The following is a 13862-nucleotide window of genomic DNA, read 5'->3' as shown; positions in this document are numbered from 1 at the left end:
TCGTATCGGGTCGGCAGCGTGCGCACCGCGCCCATTTCGGGTGCCCGGCGGTCAGCCACCGGCGCGGAAGTCGTACCCGTCGAAGGTCTCCTGGGTTCGGGTGAAGCGGTAGGTCGCCCAGTGCATCCGGACCACCACGCCGCGTTCGTCACGGGTCAGCCGCAGCAGCTCCCCCACCTCGCGGCCGGAGACCGTGCGGAACACGTCCGGCCGGTCCGGCAGCGGCGCGAACACGGCGGGCGGCCTCCCGGCCGGGTCGTCCGCGCCCCGCGCCCGCAGCGTCCCGTCGTGCCAGGAGAAGACGTACTCGAAGCCCTCGCCCCACCAGCGGCCGAGCATGCGGCGCAGGTGGGCCGGGACGGGCGGGCCGGGACGCCACGGCTCGATCTCCGCCGGGTCGTGCTCGGCGGCGGCGGCCAGCAGCCGGTGGGACAGGTCGAACACCTCCACGCCGGTGCCGGACGAGCCGAGCACCGCGACGCCCATCGCCCCGGCGGTGCCCTGCCCACCGCGCCGCCCGTAGACGGCGGCGAGGAATCCGGGCATCGCGCCGTCGTGGCCCACGTGGGTCACCCGCTCCGGCTGCGGGACCAGGATCAGCCCCAGCCCGAAGCCGGCCGACCAGACCGACTCGTCGGTGGGGGTGAGCGGCCAGCGCATCTCCTCGACGGTCGTCGCGGCGAGCACCGCGCCGTCCGGGTCGATCGCCGCCGGGTCGGCCAGGAACGCGGCCCAGCGGGCCATGTCCGTCGCGGTGCTCCAGAGCTGCGCTGCGGGGGCCACCGCGCCGAAGTCGGCAGGTGGTTCCGGGTGGGCCTCGTCGGAGTACGTGTCGACCAGGAACCCGGTCGCGGCGCGCCCGGTCGGGTGCGGGCCGGTGGCGGTCAGCCCGAGCGGGCTGAGCACCCGATCGGCCAGCACCTCGGCCCAGGTGCCGCCGCGCAGGCGGGCGACAGCCTCGCCGAGCAGCGCCAGGCCGAGGTTGGAGTAGTGGAAGCGCCGGCCCGTGGGCAGCACCCGCTCCACCCGGGCCAGGTCGGCCAGCAGGTCGTCGACGGCCGGGGCGCGCAGGCTGTCCCACACGTCGCCGTGCGGCTCGCGTTGCAGGCCGGCGGTGTGCGACAACAGCCGGCGTACCGTCGCGTCGCCGTGCGCGGGCAGGTCGAGGTGCCGCCCGATCGGGTCGTCCAGGTCGAGCAGGCCGTCGTCGCGGCACTGCATGACCAGCGCCGCGGTGAAGGTCTTGGTGACCGAGCCGATCCGGAACACCGTCTCCGGCCCGAGCGCGGTGTCGTTGCCGGTGTCGCCCACGGTGCAGGTCCACAGCGGCCGGTCGGCCCGGTGCAGGGCAGCCGACACCGCCGGGATCCGTCCGGTGGCCTGGGCCTGGCGCACCATCCGGCCGAGCCGGTCGGACACGTCGGTCATCGGCAGAGCATCGGGCCGAGCGGCGCGCCGCCGAGCAGGTGGGCGTGCACGTGGAAGACCTCCTGGCCGCCGTACGGGCCGGTGTTGAACATCAGCCGGAACCCGTCCACGGTCAGGCCCTCCTCCTCGGCCACCACGGCGGCGGTCTGGAGCACCTCGCCGGCCAGCTCGGGTGCGCCCTGGGCCAACGTGGCCACGTCCGCGTAGTGCTCCTTCGGGATCACCAGCACGTGCGTGGGCGCCTTCGGGTCGATGTCGCGGAAGGCCAGCGTGGTGGCGGTCTCGCGGACGATGGTGGCCGGGATCTCGCCGGCGACGATCCGGCAGAAGAGGCAGTCCATCGCAGCAGTGTAAGGAGAGGGTGCCGAGCGCGGCGGGGGCACCGCCGGACGGACCGGCCCGGTGCGGCAGGATGGCCGCCATGACGGGACGGGCGGCGCTGGTGACGGGCGCCTCACGGGGCATCGGGCGGGCCGTGGCGCGGGCGTTCGCCGCGAGCGGGGACCGGGTGGCGATCCACCACCGGGACTCGGCCGAGCTGGCCGAGCGGCTGCGCGCCGAACTGCCCGGCGACGGGCACGTCGTGGTCCGCGCCGACCTGGCCGACCCCGACGCGGTACGCGCCATGGTGGACGAGGCGGCACAGCGGCTCGGTGGTCTCGACGTGCTGGTGAACAACGCCGGCGTGTTCGGGCCGGCCGATCCCCCGCACCCGGTCTTCGAGAGCAGCTACGAGCAGTGGCGGGCGCGGTGGCGGGAGGTGCTCGACACCAACCTGGTCGGCGCCGCGAACGCCGCCTGGTGCGCCGCGCAGCACATGCGCGAACGCGGGGGCCGGATCGTCAACGTCTCGTCCCGGGGCGCGTTCCGGGGCGAGCCGGCCAACCCGGCGTACGGGGCCAGCAAGGCCGGGATGAACGCGATGGCCCAGTCACTGGCGGTGGCGCTGGCGCCGTACGGCATCGGGGTGGCCTGCGTGGCGCCCGGCTTCGTCGAGACCGACATGACGAACGAGCACCTGAAGGCCGAGCGGGGCGAGGCGGTGCGCGCCCAGTCGCCGTTCCACCGGGTCGCCCGGCCCGAGGAGATCGCCGCGGCGGTGCACTGGCTGGCCAGCCCCGAGGCCGAGTGGGCCGCCGGCACCATCATCGACCTGAACGGCGCCTCCTACCTCCGCTCCTGACCCGCCCCCGGCCCTCGCCGCCGTCAACCCGCGCCCCGGCTCCGCGATCTTGCAGTTTTGGCCCTACCAAAACGCCCTAACGGGACATAGCAGGGGCCGCAACTGCAAGATCGGCGCGCGGGGCAGGGCGCGCGCGGGCGCGGCGGGCAAGACAGCCGGGCGGGCGGGTTACCAGTGGGTCAGGCGGGTGGCCAGGACCGTGAGGGCGGCCACGCCGGCCGTGGACGTGCGCAGGACCGTCGGGCCCAGGCGGACCGGGCGGGCGCCCGCGTCGGCGAAGGTGGCCAGCTCGTGATCGGCGATGCCGCCCTCCGGGCCTACCACGAGCACGATCTCGCCGGCCGCCGGCAGGTCGACTGTGGTCAGCCGGTCCTGGGCGCCCTCGTGCAGCACGAACGCGCCGGCCGCACCGGCGATCCGGCGGGCCACCGAGGCGGTGGACTCGTCAGGTGCGCCCGCCACCACCGGCAGCCACGGGCGGCGGGCCTGCTTGGCCGCCTCCCGGGCGGTGGCCACCCACTTCTGCCGGGCCCGTTCGCCCCGCTCGCCGCGCCACTGCGCGACCGAGCGGGAGGCCGCCCAGGGCACGATCTCGTCGACCCCGACCTCGGTCATCGCCTGCACGGCGAGTTCACCCCGGTCGCCCTTGGCGATGCCCTGCACCACGACCAGGCGGGGCACCGTCGCGTCCGCGTACCCCCGGCTGGTGACCCGCAGGTCGAGCGTGCCGCGGCCGACGGCGGTGATCACCGCGGCGGCGGTGCCGCCCCGGCCGTCGGCGAGCAGCAGTTCCTCGCCGACGCGCAGCCGCTGCACGGTGGCCGCGTGGTGGCCCTCCGGGCCGTCCAGCGTCAGCGTGTCACCGGTGGGCAGCGCCTCGACCAGGAACAGCGGCGCGGACACCTCAGGCGTGCCCGTTGAAGGCGTCGCGCATCCGGGAGAAGAAGCCGCCCTGCTTGGTCAGCTCGGCGACCTCCTCGCCGCGCGTCTTGGCGAAGTCGCGCAGCATCCGCTCCTGGTCGGCGTCCAGCTTGGTCGGGGTACGCACGTCCAGGTGCACGTAGAGGTCACCCCGGCCGGTGCCGCGCAGGTGCGGTACGCCCCGGGCGCGCAGCCGCAGCGTGCTGCCGGGCTGGGTGCCCGGCTTGACGTCGACCGTCTCCTCGCTGTCCAGCGTCTTGATGGTCAGCCGGGTGCCGAGCGCGGCGGCGGTCATCGGGACGGTGACCCGGCAGTGCAGGTCGTCGCCCTTGCGGGAGTAGACGTCGTGCGGCCGCTCGTGGATCTCGACGTAGAGGTCACCGGCAGTGCCGCCACCCGGGCCGACCTCGCCCTGCTGGGCCAGGCGGATCCGCATGCCGTCCTCGACCCCGGCCGGGATCTTGACGGTCAGCGAGCGGCGGGTACGCACCCGGCCGTCACCGGCGCAGGTCGGGCAGGGGTGCGGGATGGTGGTCCCGTAGCCCTGGCAGACGGTGCACGGCCGGGCGGAGACCACCTGGCCGAGGAAGGTCCGCTGCACCGACTGCACCTCGCCGCGGCCACCGCACGCCTCGCAGGTGGCCAGGTGGGTGCCGGCGGCGGTGCCGGCGCCGGAGCAGGTGGTGCAGAGCACAGCGGTGTCGACGGTGATCGGCGCCTCGACGCCGAACGCGGTCTCGTTGAGGTCCAGTTCCAGGCGCAGGATCGCGTCCGCGCCGGGGCGGGTACGCGGCCGGGGCCCCCGGCTGCCGCCCGCGGCGCCGCCGAAGAACGCGTCCATGATGTCCTGGAAGCCGACGAACGGACCGGCTCCGCCGGGCCCGCCCGGGCCGCCCATGCCACCGCCGCCCGGGGCGAGCGGGTCGCCGCCCAGGTCGACGATCTGCCGCTTCCGGTCGTCCGAGAGGACCTCGTACGCGGCGTTGATGTCCTTGAACTTCTCCTGGGCCTCCGGGTCCGGGTTGACGTCCGGGTGGAACTGCCGCGCCAGCTTGCGGTAGGCACGCTTGATCTCGTCGTCGGAGGCGTCCCGGCTCACGCCGAGAATGCCGTAGTAGTCCCTGGCCACTGCGTTAGGTGTCCTCATGTTCGTCTCGCGTCGCTCCGGTCGTCGGCCGGAACCGGCCGTCGGCCCTGACTGTCAGTTCTGGGCCAGCAGTTCGCCCACGTAGCGTGCCACGGCCCGGACCATGGCGATATTGCCGGGGTAGTCCATCCGGGTCGGCCCGAGCACGCCGAGCCCACCGACGATCGTGCTGCCCGGTCCGTAGCCGGTGCTGACCACCGAGGCGGCCCGCAGGTTGTCGAATTCGTTCTCGTCGCCGATGAGCACCCGGGTGGTGCTCGGCTCCGTCTCGCCGATCAGCTTGAGCAGCACTACCTCTTCTTCGAGCGCCTCCAGGATGGGCCGCAGCGAGCCCTGGAAGTCGAGCAGGCCACCCCGGGTGAGGTTGGCCTGCCCGGCCAGCGCGAGGCGTTCCTCGTGCCGTTCCACGAGGGTTTCCAACAGCACTGTGGAGAGCGTGGTCATGGCCGGGCGCAGATGCGGCGCGGACTCCTCGACGAGCGCCTGCACCAGCGGCGGCGTCTCGGCAAGCTGGCTGCCCACCAGCTTCTCGTTCACCAGCTTGCGCAGGTCGGTCACGTCGTCGGCGGGCACGGGGGCGGGCAGCTCGACCAGCCGCTGCTCGACCCGGCCGGTGTCGGCGATCATGACGACCATCAGCCGGGTGGTGGAGATCGGCACCAGCTCCAGGTGGCGCACCTTGGAGCGGGCCAGGCTCGGATACTGCACCACGGCGACCTGCCGGGTGAGCTGCGCGAGCAGCCGGACCGTGCGGTGCACCACGTCGTCCAGGTCGACGGCGCCGACGAGGAAGCGCTCGATCGCCCGGCGCTCGGCCGGGCTCAGCGGCTTCACCCGGGAGAGCCGGTCGACGAAGAGACGGTAGCCGCGGTCGGTGGGCACCCGGCCGGCACTGGTGTGCGGCTGCCGGATGTAGCCCTCCTCCTCCAGCACCGCCATGTCGTTACGCACGGTGGCCGGCGAGACGCCGAGCTGGTGCCGCTCGACCAGGGCCTTGCTGCCCACCGGCTCCTGCGTGGCGACGTAGTCCTCGACGATCGCGCGCAGCACGGCGAGTTTGCGGTCGTCGAGACCCATGTCCCACCTCCTGACGCACCTCGGTCGGGCCGGCACGCGGCATCCGCCGGGCGGCTGGCACTCGACTGTAGCGAGTGCCAGTCTACGTCGGCACCCCCGCAGACGCGACGATCGTCTGACGGACCTGCGGTGCGGCCCGCCACCCGGCTCCGCCCGATCGGCCCGAACGGCCGGTCATCGTCGGTCTGTGTCGCTCTGGTGCGAGTTGACCCGTGCACCTACCGTGGCGACCATGACTGAACCTCCTCGCCCTCCGGGGGCAGGGGACTACGGACCCCAACCCGACCCGTCGGCGCCGTACGGCTCGTCGCCGGGCAGCGAACCGCCCACCGCCCCACTGTCCGGGGCTCCGGGTGCCGGCGGCTATCCCCCGCCCGGCGACTATCCGCCTCCGGGCGGCTACCCCCCGCCGGGCGGCGCGCCCGGCTACGACACCGGCTACCCGGCCGGTGCCGGGTACGGCCCCGCCGCGTACGCCAACAGCGACGAGAAGACGTGGGCCCTGGTGGCGCACTTCGGCGGCGCGGCCGGCGTCATCGTCGGCGGCGGCCTGCTCGGCTGGGTCGCCCCGCTGATCGCGATGATGGTCCGCGGCCAGCAGTCGCCGACCGTCCGCGCCCACGCGGTCTCGGCGCTGAACTTCCAGATCACCTGGACCATCGCCAGCGTGCTCGCCTGGGTGATCACGGTCGTCACCTGCGGGATCCTGTTCTTCGTCCCGATGCTGGTCTGGCTGGTGCCGCTGATCTTCGGGATCATCGGTGGGGTCAAGGCCAACGAGGGCGTGCTCTACCGCTACCCGATGACCTTCAACTTCATCAAGTGACACCGCCGGCCGGCCGAGGGGGCGGCCGGCCGGTGCCGGTCACGGCAGCAGGTCACGTACCACCGCGTCGGCCAGCAGCCGTCCGCGCAGCGTCAGCACCACCAGCCCTCGCGCGTACGCCCCGGCGTCGAGCAGCCCGGCGTCCCGGGCCCGCTCGGCGCCCGCCCGGCCGGGCTCGTCCAGCACGTCCAGCGGCAGGCCGGAGGCGAGCCGCACCCGCAGCATCACGTCCTCCATGTGCTGTTCGTCCGGGGTGAGCAGTTCCCGGGCCAGCGCGGGTGAGGCGCCCTCGGCCAGCCGCGCCGCGTACGCGCTCGGGTGCTTGACGTTCCACCAGCGCACGCCGCCGACGTGGCTGTGCGCCCCCGGGCCCAGGCCCCACCAGTCGGCGCCGGTCCAGTAGAGCAGGTTGTGCCGGCACGCCGCCGTCGCCGAGCGGGCCCAGTTCGACACCTCGTACCAGGAGAACCCGGCCGCGCCGAGCGCGTCCTCCGCGGCCAGGTAGCGGTCCGCCGCCACGTCGTCGGAGGGATACGGCAGCTCGCCCCGGCGCATCCGCGCGGCCAACCGGGTGCCGTCCTCCACGATCAGGGCGTACGCGCTGACGTGGTCCACCCCGGCGTCGACCACCTGGGCCAGCGAGGCGGCGAAGTCCTCCGCCGTCTCCCCCGGCGTGCCGTAGATCAGGTCCAGGTTCACGTGCTCGAACCCGGCGTCGCGGGCCTCCAGGGCGGCGGCGGTGGCCCGGCCCGCGCTGTGCCGCCGGTCGAGCACCGCGAGCACGCCCGGCGCGGCGGACTGCATGCCCAGCGAGATCCGGGTGTAGCCGGCGGCCCGCAGCGTCTTGAGCGACTCCGGGCTCACCGACTCGGGGTTGGCCTCGGTGGTCACCTCGGCGTCGGCGGCCAGCCCCCAGACGCGGTCGATGCCGTCGAGGATCCGGGCCAGGTCGTCGGCGGGCAGCAGGGTGGGCGTGCCGCCGCCGACGAAGACGGTGTCCACCCGCTGCGGCGGCGAGTCGCCCAGCACCCGGGCGGCCAGCGCCAGCTCGGCCAGCACGGAGTCGGCGTACGTCTCGCGGCTCGCCCCGCCGCCCAGCTCCGAGGCGGTGTACGTGTTGAAGTCGCAGTAACCGCACCGGGAGGCGCAGAACGGGACGTGGACGTACACGCCGAAGCCGCGCGCGCCGACGGCGCGACGGGCGGTGGCGGGCAGCGATCCGTCGCGCGGGACGGGTTCGCCTTCTGGAAGGACGCCGGGCATGGCCACTAGTCTGCCCGGCATGACCTCTCCGGACGCTCTCGTGCGAGTCGCCACGGCCCGTGGGGTGACCACCCTCACCCTGGACAGCCCGCACAACCGCAACGCGCTCTCCACACCCCTGATGACCCAGCTGCTGGCCGGGCTGGCCGACGCGGTCGCCGACGACGCGGTACGCGCGATCGTGCTCGACCACACCGGCCCGGTCTTCTGCTCCGGCGCCGACCTGAAGGAGACCGCCGCCGCGTACGCCAGCGGCACCGTGCCCGCCGGGATGCTCGGCGACGTGCTGGTGGCGGTACGGGAATGCCCGAAGCCGGTGGTGGCGAAGGTGGCCGGGCCGGCCCGGGCCGGTGGGCTGGGCCTGATCGCCGCCGCCGACCTGGCGGTCTGCGCGCAGGAGGCGACGTTCGCGTTCACCGAGGTGCGGATCGGGGTGATCCCGGCGGTGATCTCGGCGACCGTGCTGCCCCGGCTGGGCCAGCGGGCGGCCGCCGAGCTGTACCTGACCGGCGACACGTTCGACGGCCGCCGCGCCGCCGAGATCGGCCTGGTCACCGCCGCGGTGCCGGCCGGCGAGCTGGACGCCGCCGTCGGCCGCTACTGCGACTCGCTCGTCAAGGGCGCCCCGGGGGCGCTGGCCGGGGCGAAGGAGCTGCTGCGCCGGCCCGCCGGGCCCGACCTGCGGGCCGAGATCGCCGAGTTGGCCGCGCTCTCCACCGGGTACTTCCTCTCCGACGAAGGGCGCGAGGGCGTGATGGCGTTCCGGGAGAAGCGTCCCGCCGCCTGGGTGCCCGCCGGCGACTGAGCTGTGCGGCGGGCCCCACATGAGCGATCTTGGGGCCCGCCGGTCGGCCGAGGCCCGCGCCGGCGGAGGGGACGTACGCTTGTCGGACTGTCGGGACAGGGGGTGCGGGTGCGGACGCGAGGGGCGATCGTGGCGGCCGGTGTGGCGGTGTGCGTGCTGGCACTGCTCGCGGTCTATGTCGTGACCAAGCAGTTCGGTGAGCACCTGCGGCTGCCGCTGGCCAGCCGGACCTGCACCGTGAGGGCGGACGGCGAGGTGGTGCTCGGCGCCGACCAGATGGCGAACGCGGCGACGATCGCGGCCATCGGGATGCAGCGCCGGATGCCCGAGCGGGCGGTGGTGGTGGCGCTGGCGACGGCGTACCAGGAGTCGCACCTGCGCAACATCGCGCACGGCGACCGCGACTCGCTCGGCCTGTTCCAGCAGCGCCCGAGCCAGGGCTGGGGCACCCCGGAGGAGATCCAGGACCCGCGGTACGCGGCGAACAAGTTCTACGCCGCGCTGAAGAAGGTCAAGGGCTGGGAGCGGATGCGGGTCACCGACGCCGCCCAGCGGGTGCAGCGGTCGGCGTTCCCCGAGGCGTACGAGAAGTGGTCGGACGAGTCGGAGGTCCTCACCCGGGCGCTGCTCGGCCACGCGACCGGCGCGGTGGCCTGCACCGTCTCCTCACCGCCGACGATGCGCGGCCCGGCCGCCGCCAGCGCCGTGCTGGAGAGCCTGTCACTGGACTGGGGGCTGCCACAGCTGCCCACGGCGACGGACCTGACCGCGCTCACCGTGCCGGCCGGTGACGATCGCAACGGCTGGCGGTACGCGCACTGGCTGGTCTCGCACGCCGACGACCACGGCGTGAAGAAGGTCCGCTTCGGCAACCTGGAATGGACCGCCGAGCAGGGCTCCTGGGCCCGGGTGAAGGGCGACCCCGCCACCGAGGTGCGCGCCGAGGTGTTCGCCGCCTGACCGGCGCCGGATCGCCCGGCGCTCAGCCCTTTACCGCTCCGGCGACCAGGCCGGAGACCATCCGGCGCTGCACCAGCAGGAAGAACACGATCACCGGCAGGGTGAACAGCGTGGACGCGGCCATCACCGAGCCCCAGGCGGTGTCGTCGCGGCCGAAGAAGAACGTCATGGCCACCGGCAGCGTGTACTTCTGCTGGTCGTTGATGAAGGTCAACGCGAAGATCAGCTCGTTCCAGGCGGTGATGAACGAGAAGATGCTGGTGGCGACCAGGCCGGGCGCGACGAGCGGGAACAGCACCTTGCGGAACGTCTGGGCCCGGCTGGCCCCGTCGATGGCGGCGGCCTCCTCCAGTTCCTTCGGCACCGCCGCGACGAAGCCGCGCAGCATCCAGACCGCGAACGGCAGCGAGAAGCCGAGGTACGTGAGGATCAGGCTGGGCAGCGTGTTGTAGAGGCCGAGCCGCTGGATCATCAGGAACAGCGGGATGACAAGCGCCTCCAGCGGGATCATCTGCACCACCAGCAGCATGATCAGGAACGTGGTGCGCAGCTTGAACCGGAACCGGGCCACGGCGGTCGCGGCGAGCAGCGCGACCAGCCCGCTCAGCAGCACCGTCGCCAGCGCGACGAGCGCGCTGTTGAGGAAGAAGTCGGCGAACGTCACGCCCGGGATCAGGTTGCCGGTGAGGATCTCCCGGTAGTGCTCCAGCGTCGGCTCCGCCGGCACCGGGCGGGGGGTGGACGAGAAGATCTCCCGGTTGGGCTTCAGCGAGGTCGCCACCATCCAGTAGACCGGGAACGCGGCGAAGAGCGCGACCAGCAGGCCGGCGCCGTTGAGGGCGATCTTCTTCATCATTCGTCCTCCTGCCGCAGCACCATGCGGACGTACAGGGCGGTCACCACGAGCAGGATCACGGTGAGGATGACCGCGATGGCCGAGCCGAGGCCGTACTTGGGCGGTGGCGAGAACGCCTCCGCGTACGAGTAGATCGACAGCATGAACGTCGACCGGTCCTGGGTGCCGCCGGCCAGCACGAACTGCTGGGTGAAGACCTTGAAGTCCCAGATCGTGGAGAGCACCACGAGGATGCCGAAGACCGGCCGCAGGACCGGGAACGTCACCGACCAGAACACCTTCCACGGCCCGGCGCCGTCGACCCGGGCCGCCTCCTGCAACTCCGTCGGCACGCTCTTGAGCCCGGCCAGCACGCTCACCGAGATGAACGGGAACGAGTGCCAGACCACCACGAGCGTCAGGATGGCGAAGAACAGCAGCGGGTCGTTGAACCAGCCGTACCCGGTCCAGTCACTGCGCCCGAACAGGGCGGTGGAGAGCCCGTCGGGGAGCTTGTTGAACAGCCAGGTGACCAGCCCGCTGGTGTCGTCGAAGATCCACTTCCAGACGATCGTGCCGGTCAGCGCCGGGGTGGCCCAGGCGAGCATCACGCAGCTCGCCACGAACGTGGCCATCTTCTTGCCCAGGCGGTTGAGCAGCAGCCCGACCAGGGTGCCGAGGATCATCGTGAGCGCCACGTTGGCGAGCGCGAACAGCACTGTGTTGCGCAGCACCGTACGGAAGAACGGGTCGCCGAGGATCTGCGCGTAGTTGGCCAGGCCGACCCACGGCCACTCGCGGTCGCCGCGCAACTGCCGGACGCTGTCCAGCTTGTGGAAGGACATCCACACGACCTGGCCGAGCGGCCAGAGCAGCAGCACGGCGATGATCGCCAGGCAGGGCAGGAGCAGCAGGTACGGAAGGTGGTCCACCCGGCGGCGGCGCCGCCGCGCGGGGGTCTCCCGCGCGGCGGCCTCACCGGTGACCTCGGTCAGCGTGGTCACTTGGCGTTGAGGATGCTTTCCATCTCGGTGGCCGCGTCGGCGGTGGCCTTCTCGACCGTCTTCTGCCCCTTGATGACCGAGCTGTTCATCGCCTGGGTCACCGTCTTGGTCCGGCTGACCTCGACCCACTTCGGGGTGAGCGGGGTCAGCTTGGTGTTCTGGATGGCGGTGGCGAACGCGGCCATCACCTTGTCGTTGGCGTAGTCGCCGCTGCTGACCAGGTCCTGGTAGACCGGGAAGAAGCCGAGGCTGCTCGCGAACTCCTTGTCCTTCTGCTTGCTCAGCAGCACGGTCATGTAGTCCCAGGCCAGCGCCGCCCGCTTGCTGTCCTTCCAGATGGCGATGTCGGAGCCGCCGGCGAACGCCGGGGCGGCCTTGCCGTCCGGGCCGGGGATCGGGAACGTGCCCCACACCTTCTCGATGTCGGGGTTGTCCTTCTTCATCGCGCCGCCCTGCCAGCTACCGGCGAACGCCATGGCGGCCTTGCCGGTGGCGAACTGGGTACGGGCGTCGACCTCGTTCCACCCGGCGGCGGCCGGCGGGGCGACCTTGTGCACGGTCACCAGGTCGGTCCAGAACTTGACCGCCTTCTGCGCCTCGGGGGTGTTGTAGCCGGACTTCCAGGTGTCGCCCTCCTTGGTGGCGATCTCCCCGCCGGCACCCCAGAGGAAGGAGTAGAACGGCAGCTCGGAGTTGCCGGGCAGGGCGATGCCGTAGGTGCCGGGCTTCTTGGCCTGGACCGCCTTCGCGGCCGCGACCATCTCCTCCCAGTTCGTCGGCGGCTTGACGCCGGCCTCGGCGAACCAGTCGGTGCGGTAGTAGACGGCACGTACGCCGGCGTACCACGGCACGCCGTACTGCTTGCCGTCGAGCTGGGCGTTCTTGACCAGGTCGGGCAGGATGTCCTTGCCCTCGGACCAATCGCCGAACTTGTCCGAGACGTCGGCCAGGGCCTCCTGCGCGGCCCAGCCCTGGGTCTCGGTGTTGCCCAGCTCGGTGACGTCCGGGCCCTCACCACCGGCGAGCGCGGCCTGGAACTTCTTCGGCGCCTCGAGCCAGGGAATGTACTGCACCACGACGTCGGTCTCGGGGTGCTTCTTCTTGAATTCCGCCTCGACGCCGTCGAGGAACGTGGTCTGGGCGTCGCCGCCCTCACCCATCATCCACACAGTGAGCTTGCTGTTGTCGGCGGCGCTGTCGTCGTCGCCGGAGCCACCGCACGCGGTCAGCACCAACGCGGCCGACGCCACGATGGCGGTGACCGGAGCCAGCCGCTTCCACCTGTTCACGCCATATCTCCCTCAGGGCCGTTTGGCACTAACCTTCTCCGCCGCACCTTAGTAGGAAAATTTCCTTTACAACAGGGGGTGTGCGTGACGGAGGGCACAGGGACCGTATCGCAGCCGGAGCCCGGTCGGCATCGATGCCGGCCGGGCTGTTCGGAGCCCACACATGCCGACGGGCGCCCGGCCGGTGAGGCCGGGCGCCCGTCGAGGCGCGTGGTGCGGGGTCAGTAGCGCGAGACGCTGCGGCGACGGCCGACGCCGGCCACCAGGGCCACGCCGATCGCGGCGAAGAGCACCTGCAGCATCAGCTCGCGCCAGTCGATGCCGGCGGTGTTGGCGAAGCCGGAGGCCCGGGCGACGATCGTGCCCAGAAGCGCGGCGCCGACGCCGATCAGCATGTGCAGCCAGATGGGCATGTTCTGCCGGCCCGGCACGACCAGCCGGCCCAGCGCGCCGACGATCAGACCCACGACCAGCGCGGTGATGATGCCCCAAACGGTGAGCTCCATGGTCGCCCTCCTCCTTAAGATCCGGTCACACGTTCTCGTGTGTTTACTGTCGTGATCGCTAAGTTCCCGACCGCCCCGAAATCCAAACCGGCTCCGATGACGAATTGTTCAGACGCACCCTGACCTGCTGCTTCTCCCCGAAACCCGGCGCGGTGGGCGCACCCGGCGCACCGACAGGGTTCAATGCGCCGAATACGCCGACGGGCGCCCGGCCGATACGGCCGGGCGCCCGTCGAGGCGCGTGGTGCGTGGATCAGTGATGCGAGACGCTGCGGCGGCGGCCGACGCCGGCCACCAGCGCCACACCGATGGCGGCGAGCACGACCTGCACGGCCAGCTCGGCCCAGTCGATGCCGCTGGTCTGCGTGGCGATGCCGAGCGCGCGGGCCAGGACGGTGCCCAGCAGCGCCGCGCCGACGCCGATCACCATGTGCAGCCACATCGGCATGTTCTGCCGGCCCGGCACGACCAGCCGGCCCAGCGCGCCGACGATCAGACCCACGACCAGCGCGGTGATGATGCCCCAGACGGTCAACTCCACGGTCGGTCCTCCTAAAGCGATTTCGCACGTTCTGTGCGTTTGCTGTCGTGCCCCGGTTAGTGCCCGACGCATCGAAA

The 13862-nt window shown here is 72.5% G+C and carries 15 protein-coding genes; 4 read left to right on the top strand and 11 right to left on the bottom strand.

Translation table 11 applies throughout. The features are described 5' to 3' along the window. Positions 1-51: 51 nt before the first annotated feature. Both ACFYO8_RS27740 and ACFYO8_RS27735 read right to left on the bottom strand, forming a co-directional pair. Positions 52-1428 (bottom strand): serine hydrolase domain-containing protein, encoded by a 1377-nt coding sequence (locus tag ACFYO8_RS27740; protein ID WP_387257744.1) that lies wholly within the window; start codon positions 1426-1428, stop codon positions 52-54. After that, the gene (locus tag ACFYO8_RS27735; RefSeq protein WP_013475524.1) at positions 1425-1769 is read right to left on the bottom strand and encodes a histidine triad nucleotide-binding protein; all 345 of its coding nucleotides are present in this window, start codon (positions 1767-1769) and stop codon (positions 1425-1427) included. The genes ACFYO8_RS27740 and ACFYO8_RS27735 overlap by 4 nt, the downstream gene beginning before the upstream one ends. Positions 1770-1849: 80 nt before the next feature. On the opposite strand from ACFYO8_RS27735, the gene ACFYO8_RS27730 reads away from it, so the two are divergent. Then, a complete protein-coding gene (locus ACFYO8_RS27730) occupies positions 1850-2611 on the top strand; it encodes an SDR family oxidoreductase (protein WP_354873832.1) in 762 nt (253 codons plus the stop codon). 168 nt (positions 2612-2779) lie between these two features. Here the strand turns inward: ACFYO8_RS27730 and ACFYO8_RS27725 are convergent, their stop codons facing one another. The 3 genes from ACFYO8_RS27725 to hrcA all read right to left on the bottom strand — a co-directional run bounded on the left by ACFYO8_RS27725 (position 2780) and on the right by hrcA (position 5756). Further along, positions 2780-3514, bottom strand: coding sequence for a 16S rRNA (uracil(1498)-N(3))-methyltransferase (locus ACFYO8_RS27725; RefSeq protein ID WP_354873834.1), 735 nt, complete (start codon positions 3512-3514; stop codon positions 2780-2782). Between the two features lies 1 nt (position 3515). Further along, positions 3516-4661, bottom strand: a complete 1146-nt coding sequence (dnaJ, locus tag ACFYO8_RS27720) for a molecular chaperone DnaJ (protein WP_175438744.1) — start codon at positions 4659-4661, stop codon at positions 3516-3518. Between the two features lie 72 nt (positions 4662-4733). Next, positions 4734-5756 (bottom strand): heat-inducible transcriptional repressor HrcA, encoded by a 1023-nt coding sequence (gene hrcA / locus ACFYO8_RS27715; protein WP_354873836.1) that lies wholly within the window; start codon positions 5754-5756, stop codon positions 4734-4736. A 232-nt stretch (positions 5757-5988) separates the two neighbouring features. On the opposite strand from hrcA, the gene ACFYO8_RS27710 reads away from it, so the two are divergent. After that, entirely contained in the window at positions 5989-6582 is a 594-nt protein-coding gene (locus tag ACFYO8_RS27710) for a DUF4870 domain-containing protein (protein ID WP_354873838.1), read from the top strand. Between the two features lie 39 nt (positions 6583-6621). Here the strand turns inward: ACFYO8_RS27710 and hemW are convergent, their stop codons facing one another. After that, positions 6622-7845, bottom strand: a complete 1224-nt coding sequence (gene hemW, locus ACFYO8_RS27705; protein WP_354873840.1) for a radical SAM family heme chaperone HemW — start codon at positions 7843-7845, stop codon at positions 6622-6624. A gap of 19 nt (positions 7846-7864) precedes the next feature. On the opposite strand from hemW, the gene ACFYO8_RS27700 reads away from it, so the two are divergent. Further along, entirely contained in the window at positions 7865-8650 is a 786-nt protein-coding gene (locus tag ACFYO8_RS27700) for an enoyl-CoA hydratase-related protein (protein ID WP_387257742.1), read from the top strand. A gap of 102 nt (positions 8651-8752) precedes the next feature. Continuing rightward, positions 8753-9610, top strand: a complete 858-nt coding sequence (locus ACFYO8_RS27695; protein WP_354873844.1) for a hypothetical protein — start codon at positions 8753-8755, stop codon at positions 9608-9610. A gap of 22 nt (positions 9611-9632) precedes the next feature. On the opposite strand, the gene ACFYO8_RS27690 is transcribed toward ACFYO8_RS27695, so the two are convergent. The 5 genes from ACFYO8_RS27690 to ACFYO8_RS27670 all read right to left on the bottom strand — a co-directional run bounded on the left by ACFYO8_RS27690 (position 9633) and on the right by ACFYO8_RS27670 (position 13785). Next, positions 9633-10466 (bottom strand): carbohydrate ABC transporter permease, encoded by an 834-nt coding sequence (locus ACFYO8_RS27690; protein WP_013287980.1) that lies wholly within the window; start codon positions 10464-10466, stop codon positions 9633-9635. Then, entirely contained in the window at positions 10463-11449 is a 987-nt protein-coding gene (locus ACFYO8_RS27685; RefSeq protein ID WP_357711191.1) for a sugar ABC transporter permease, read from the bottom strand. The genes ACFYO8_RS27690 and ACFYO8_RS27685 overlap by 4 nt, the downstream gene beginning before the upstream one ends. Next, complete coding sequence (locus ACFYO8_RS27680; protein ID WP_357711189.1) at positions 11446-12738, bottom strand: sugar ABC transporter substrate-binding protein; 1293 nt, start codon at positions 12736-12738, stop codon at positions 11446-11448. Before ACFYO8_RS27680 ends, ACFYO8_RS27685 begins: the two co-directional genes overlap by 4 nt. 221 nt (positions 12739-12959) lie before the next feature. Then, on the bottom strand, positions 12960-13244 hold the full coding sequence (locus tag ACFYO8_RS27675) for a GlsB/YeaQ/YmgE family stress response membrane protein (protein ID WP_354873850.1): 285 nt from the start codon (positions 13242-13244) through the stop codon (positions 12960-12962). A 253-nt stretch (positions 13245-13497) separates the two neighbouring features. After that, the gene (locus tag ACFYO8_RS27670; protein ID WP_354873852.1) at positions 13498-13785 is read right to left on the bottom strand and encodes a GlsB/YeaQ/YmgE family stress response membrane protein; all 288 of its coding nucleotides are present in this window, start codon (positions 13783-13785) and stop codon (positions 13498-13500) included. Between the last annotated feature and the right edge of the window lie 77 nt (positions 13786-13862).

The organism is Micromonospora sp. NPDC005257 (assembly GCF_042872445.1).
In the GTDB taxonomy this organism is placed as follows: domain Bacteria; phylum Actinomycetota; class Actinomycetes; order Mycobacteriales; family Micromonosporaceae; genus Micromonospora.
Note: the sequence above shows the minus strand (reverse complement) of the source record. Positions and strands in the feature narration are given on the sequence as shown.

Coding starts and splice junctions, on each gene's coding strand:
- ACFYO8_RS27675 (WP_354873850.1), bottom strand. CDS start 13,244: ATGGAGCTCACCGTTTGGGGCATCATCACCGCGCTGGTCGTGGGTCTG.
- ACFYO8_RS27710 (WP_354873838.1), top strand. CDS start 5,989: ATGACTGAACCTCCTCGCCCTCCGGGGGCAGGGGACTACGGACCCCAA.
- ACFYO8_RS27690 (WP_013287980.1), bottom strand. CDS start 10,466: ATGATGAAGAAGATCGCCCTCAACGGCGCCGGCCTGCTGGTCGCGCTC.
- ACFYO8_RS27740 (WP_387257744.1), bottom strand. CDS start 1,428: ATGACCGACGTGTCCGACCGGCTCGGCCGGATGGTGCGCCAGGCCCAG.
- hemW (WP_354873840.1), bottom strand. CDS start 7,845: ATGCCCGGCGTCCTTCCAGAAGGCGAACCCGTCCCGCGCGACGGATCG.
- ACFYO8_RS27730 (WP_354873832.1), top strand. CDS start 1,850: ATGACGGGACGGGCGGCGCTGGTGACGGGCGCCTCACGGGGCATCGGG.
- ACFYO8_RS27735 (WP_013475524.1), bottom strand. CDS start 1,769: ATGGACTGCCTCTTCTGCCGGATCGTCGCCGGCGAGATCCCGGCCACC.
- hrcA (WP_354873836.1), bottom strand. CDS start 5,756: ATGGGTCTCGACGACCGCAAACTCGCCGTGCTGCGCGCGATCGTCGAG.
- ACFYO8_RS27700 (WP_387257742.1), top strand. CDS start 7,865: ATGACCTCTCCGGACGCTCTCGTGCGAGTCGCCACGGCCCGTGGGGTG.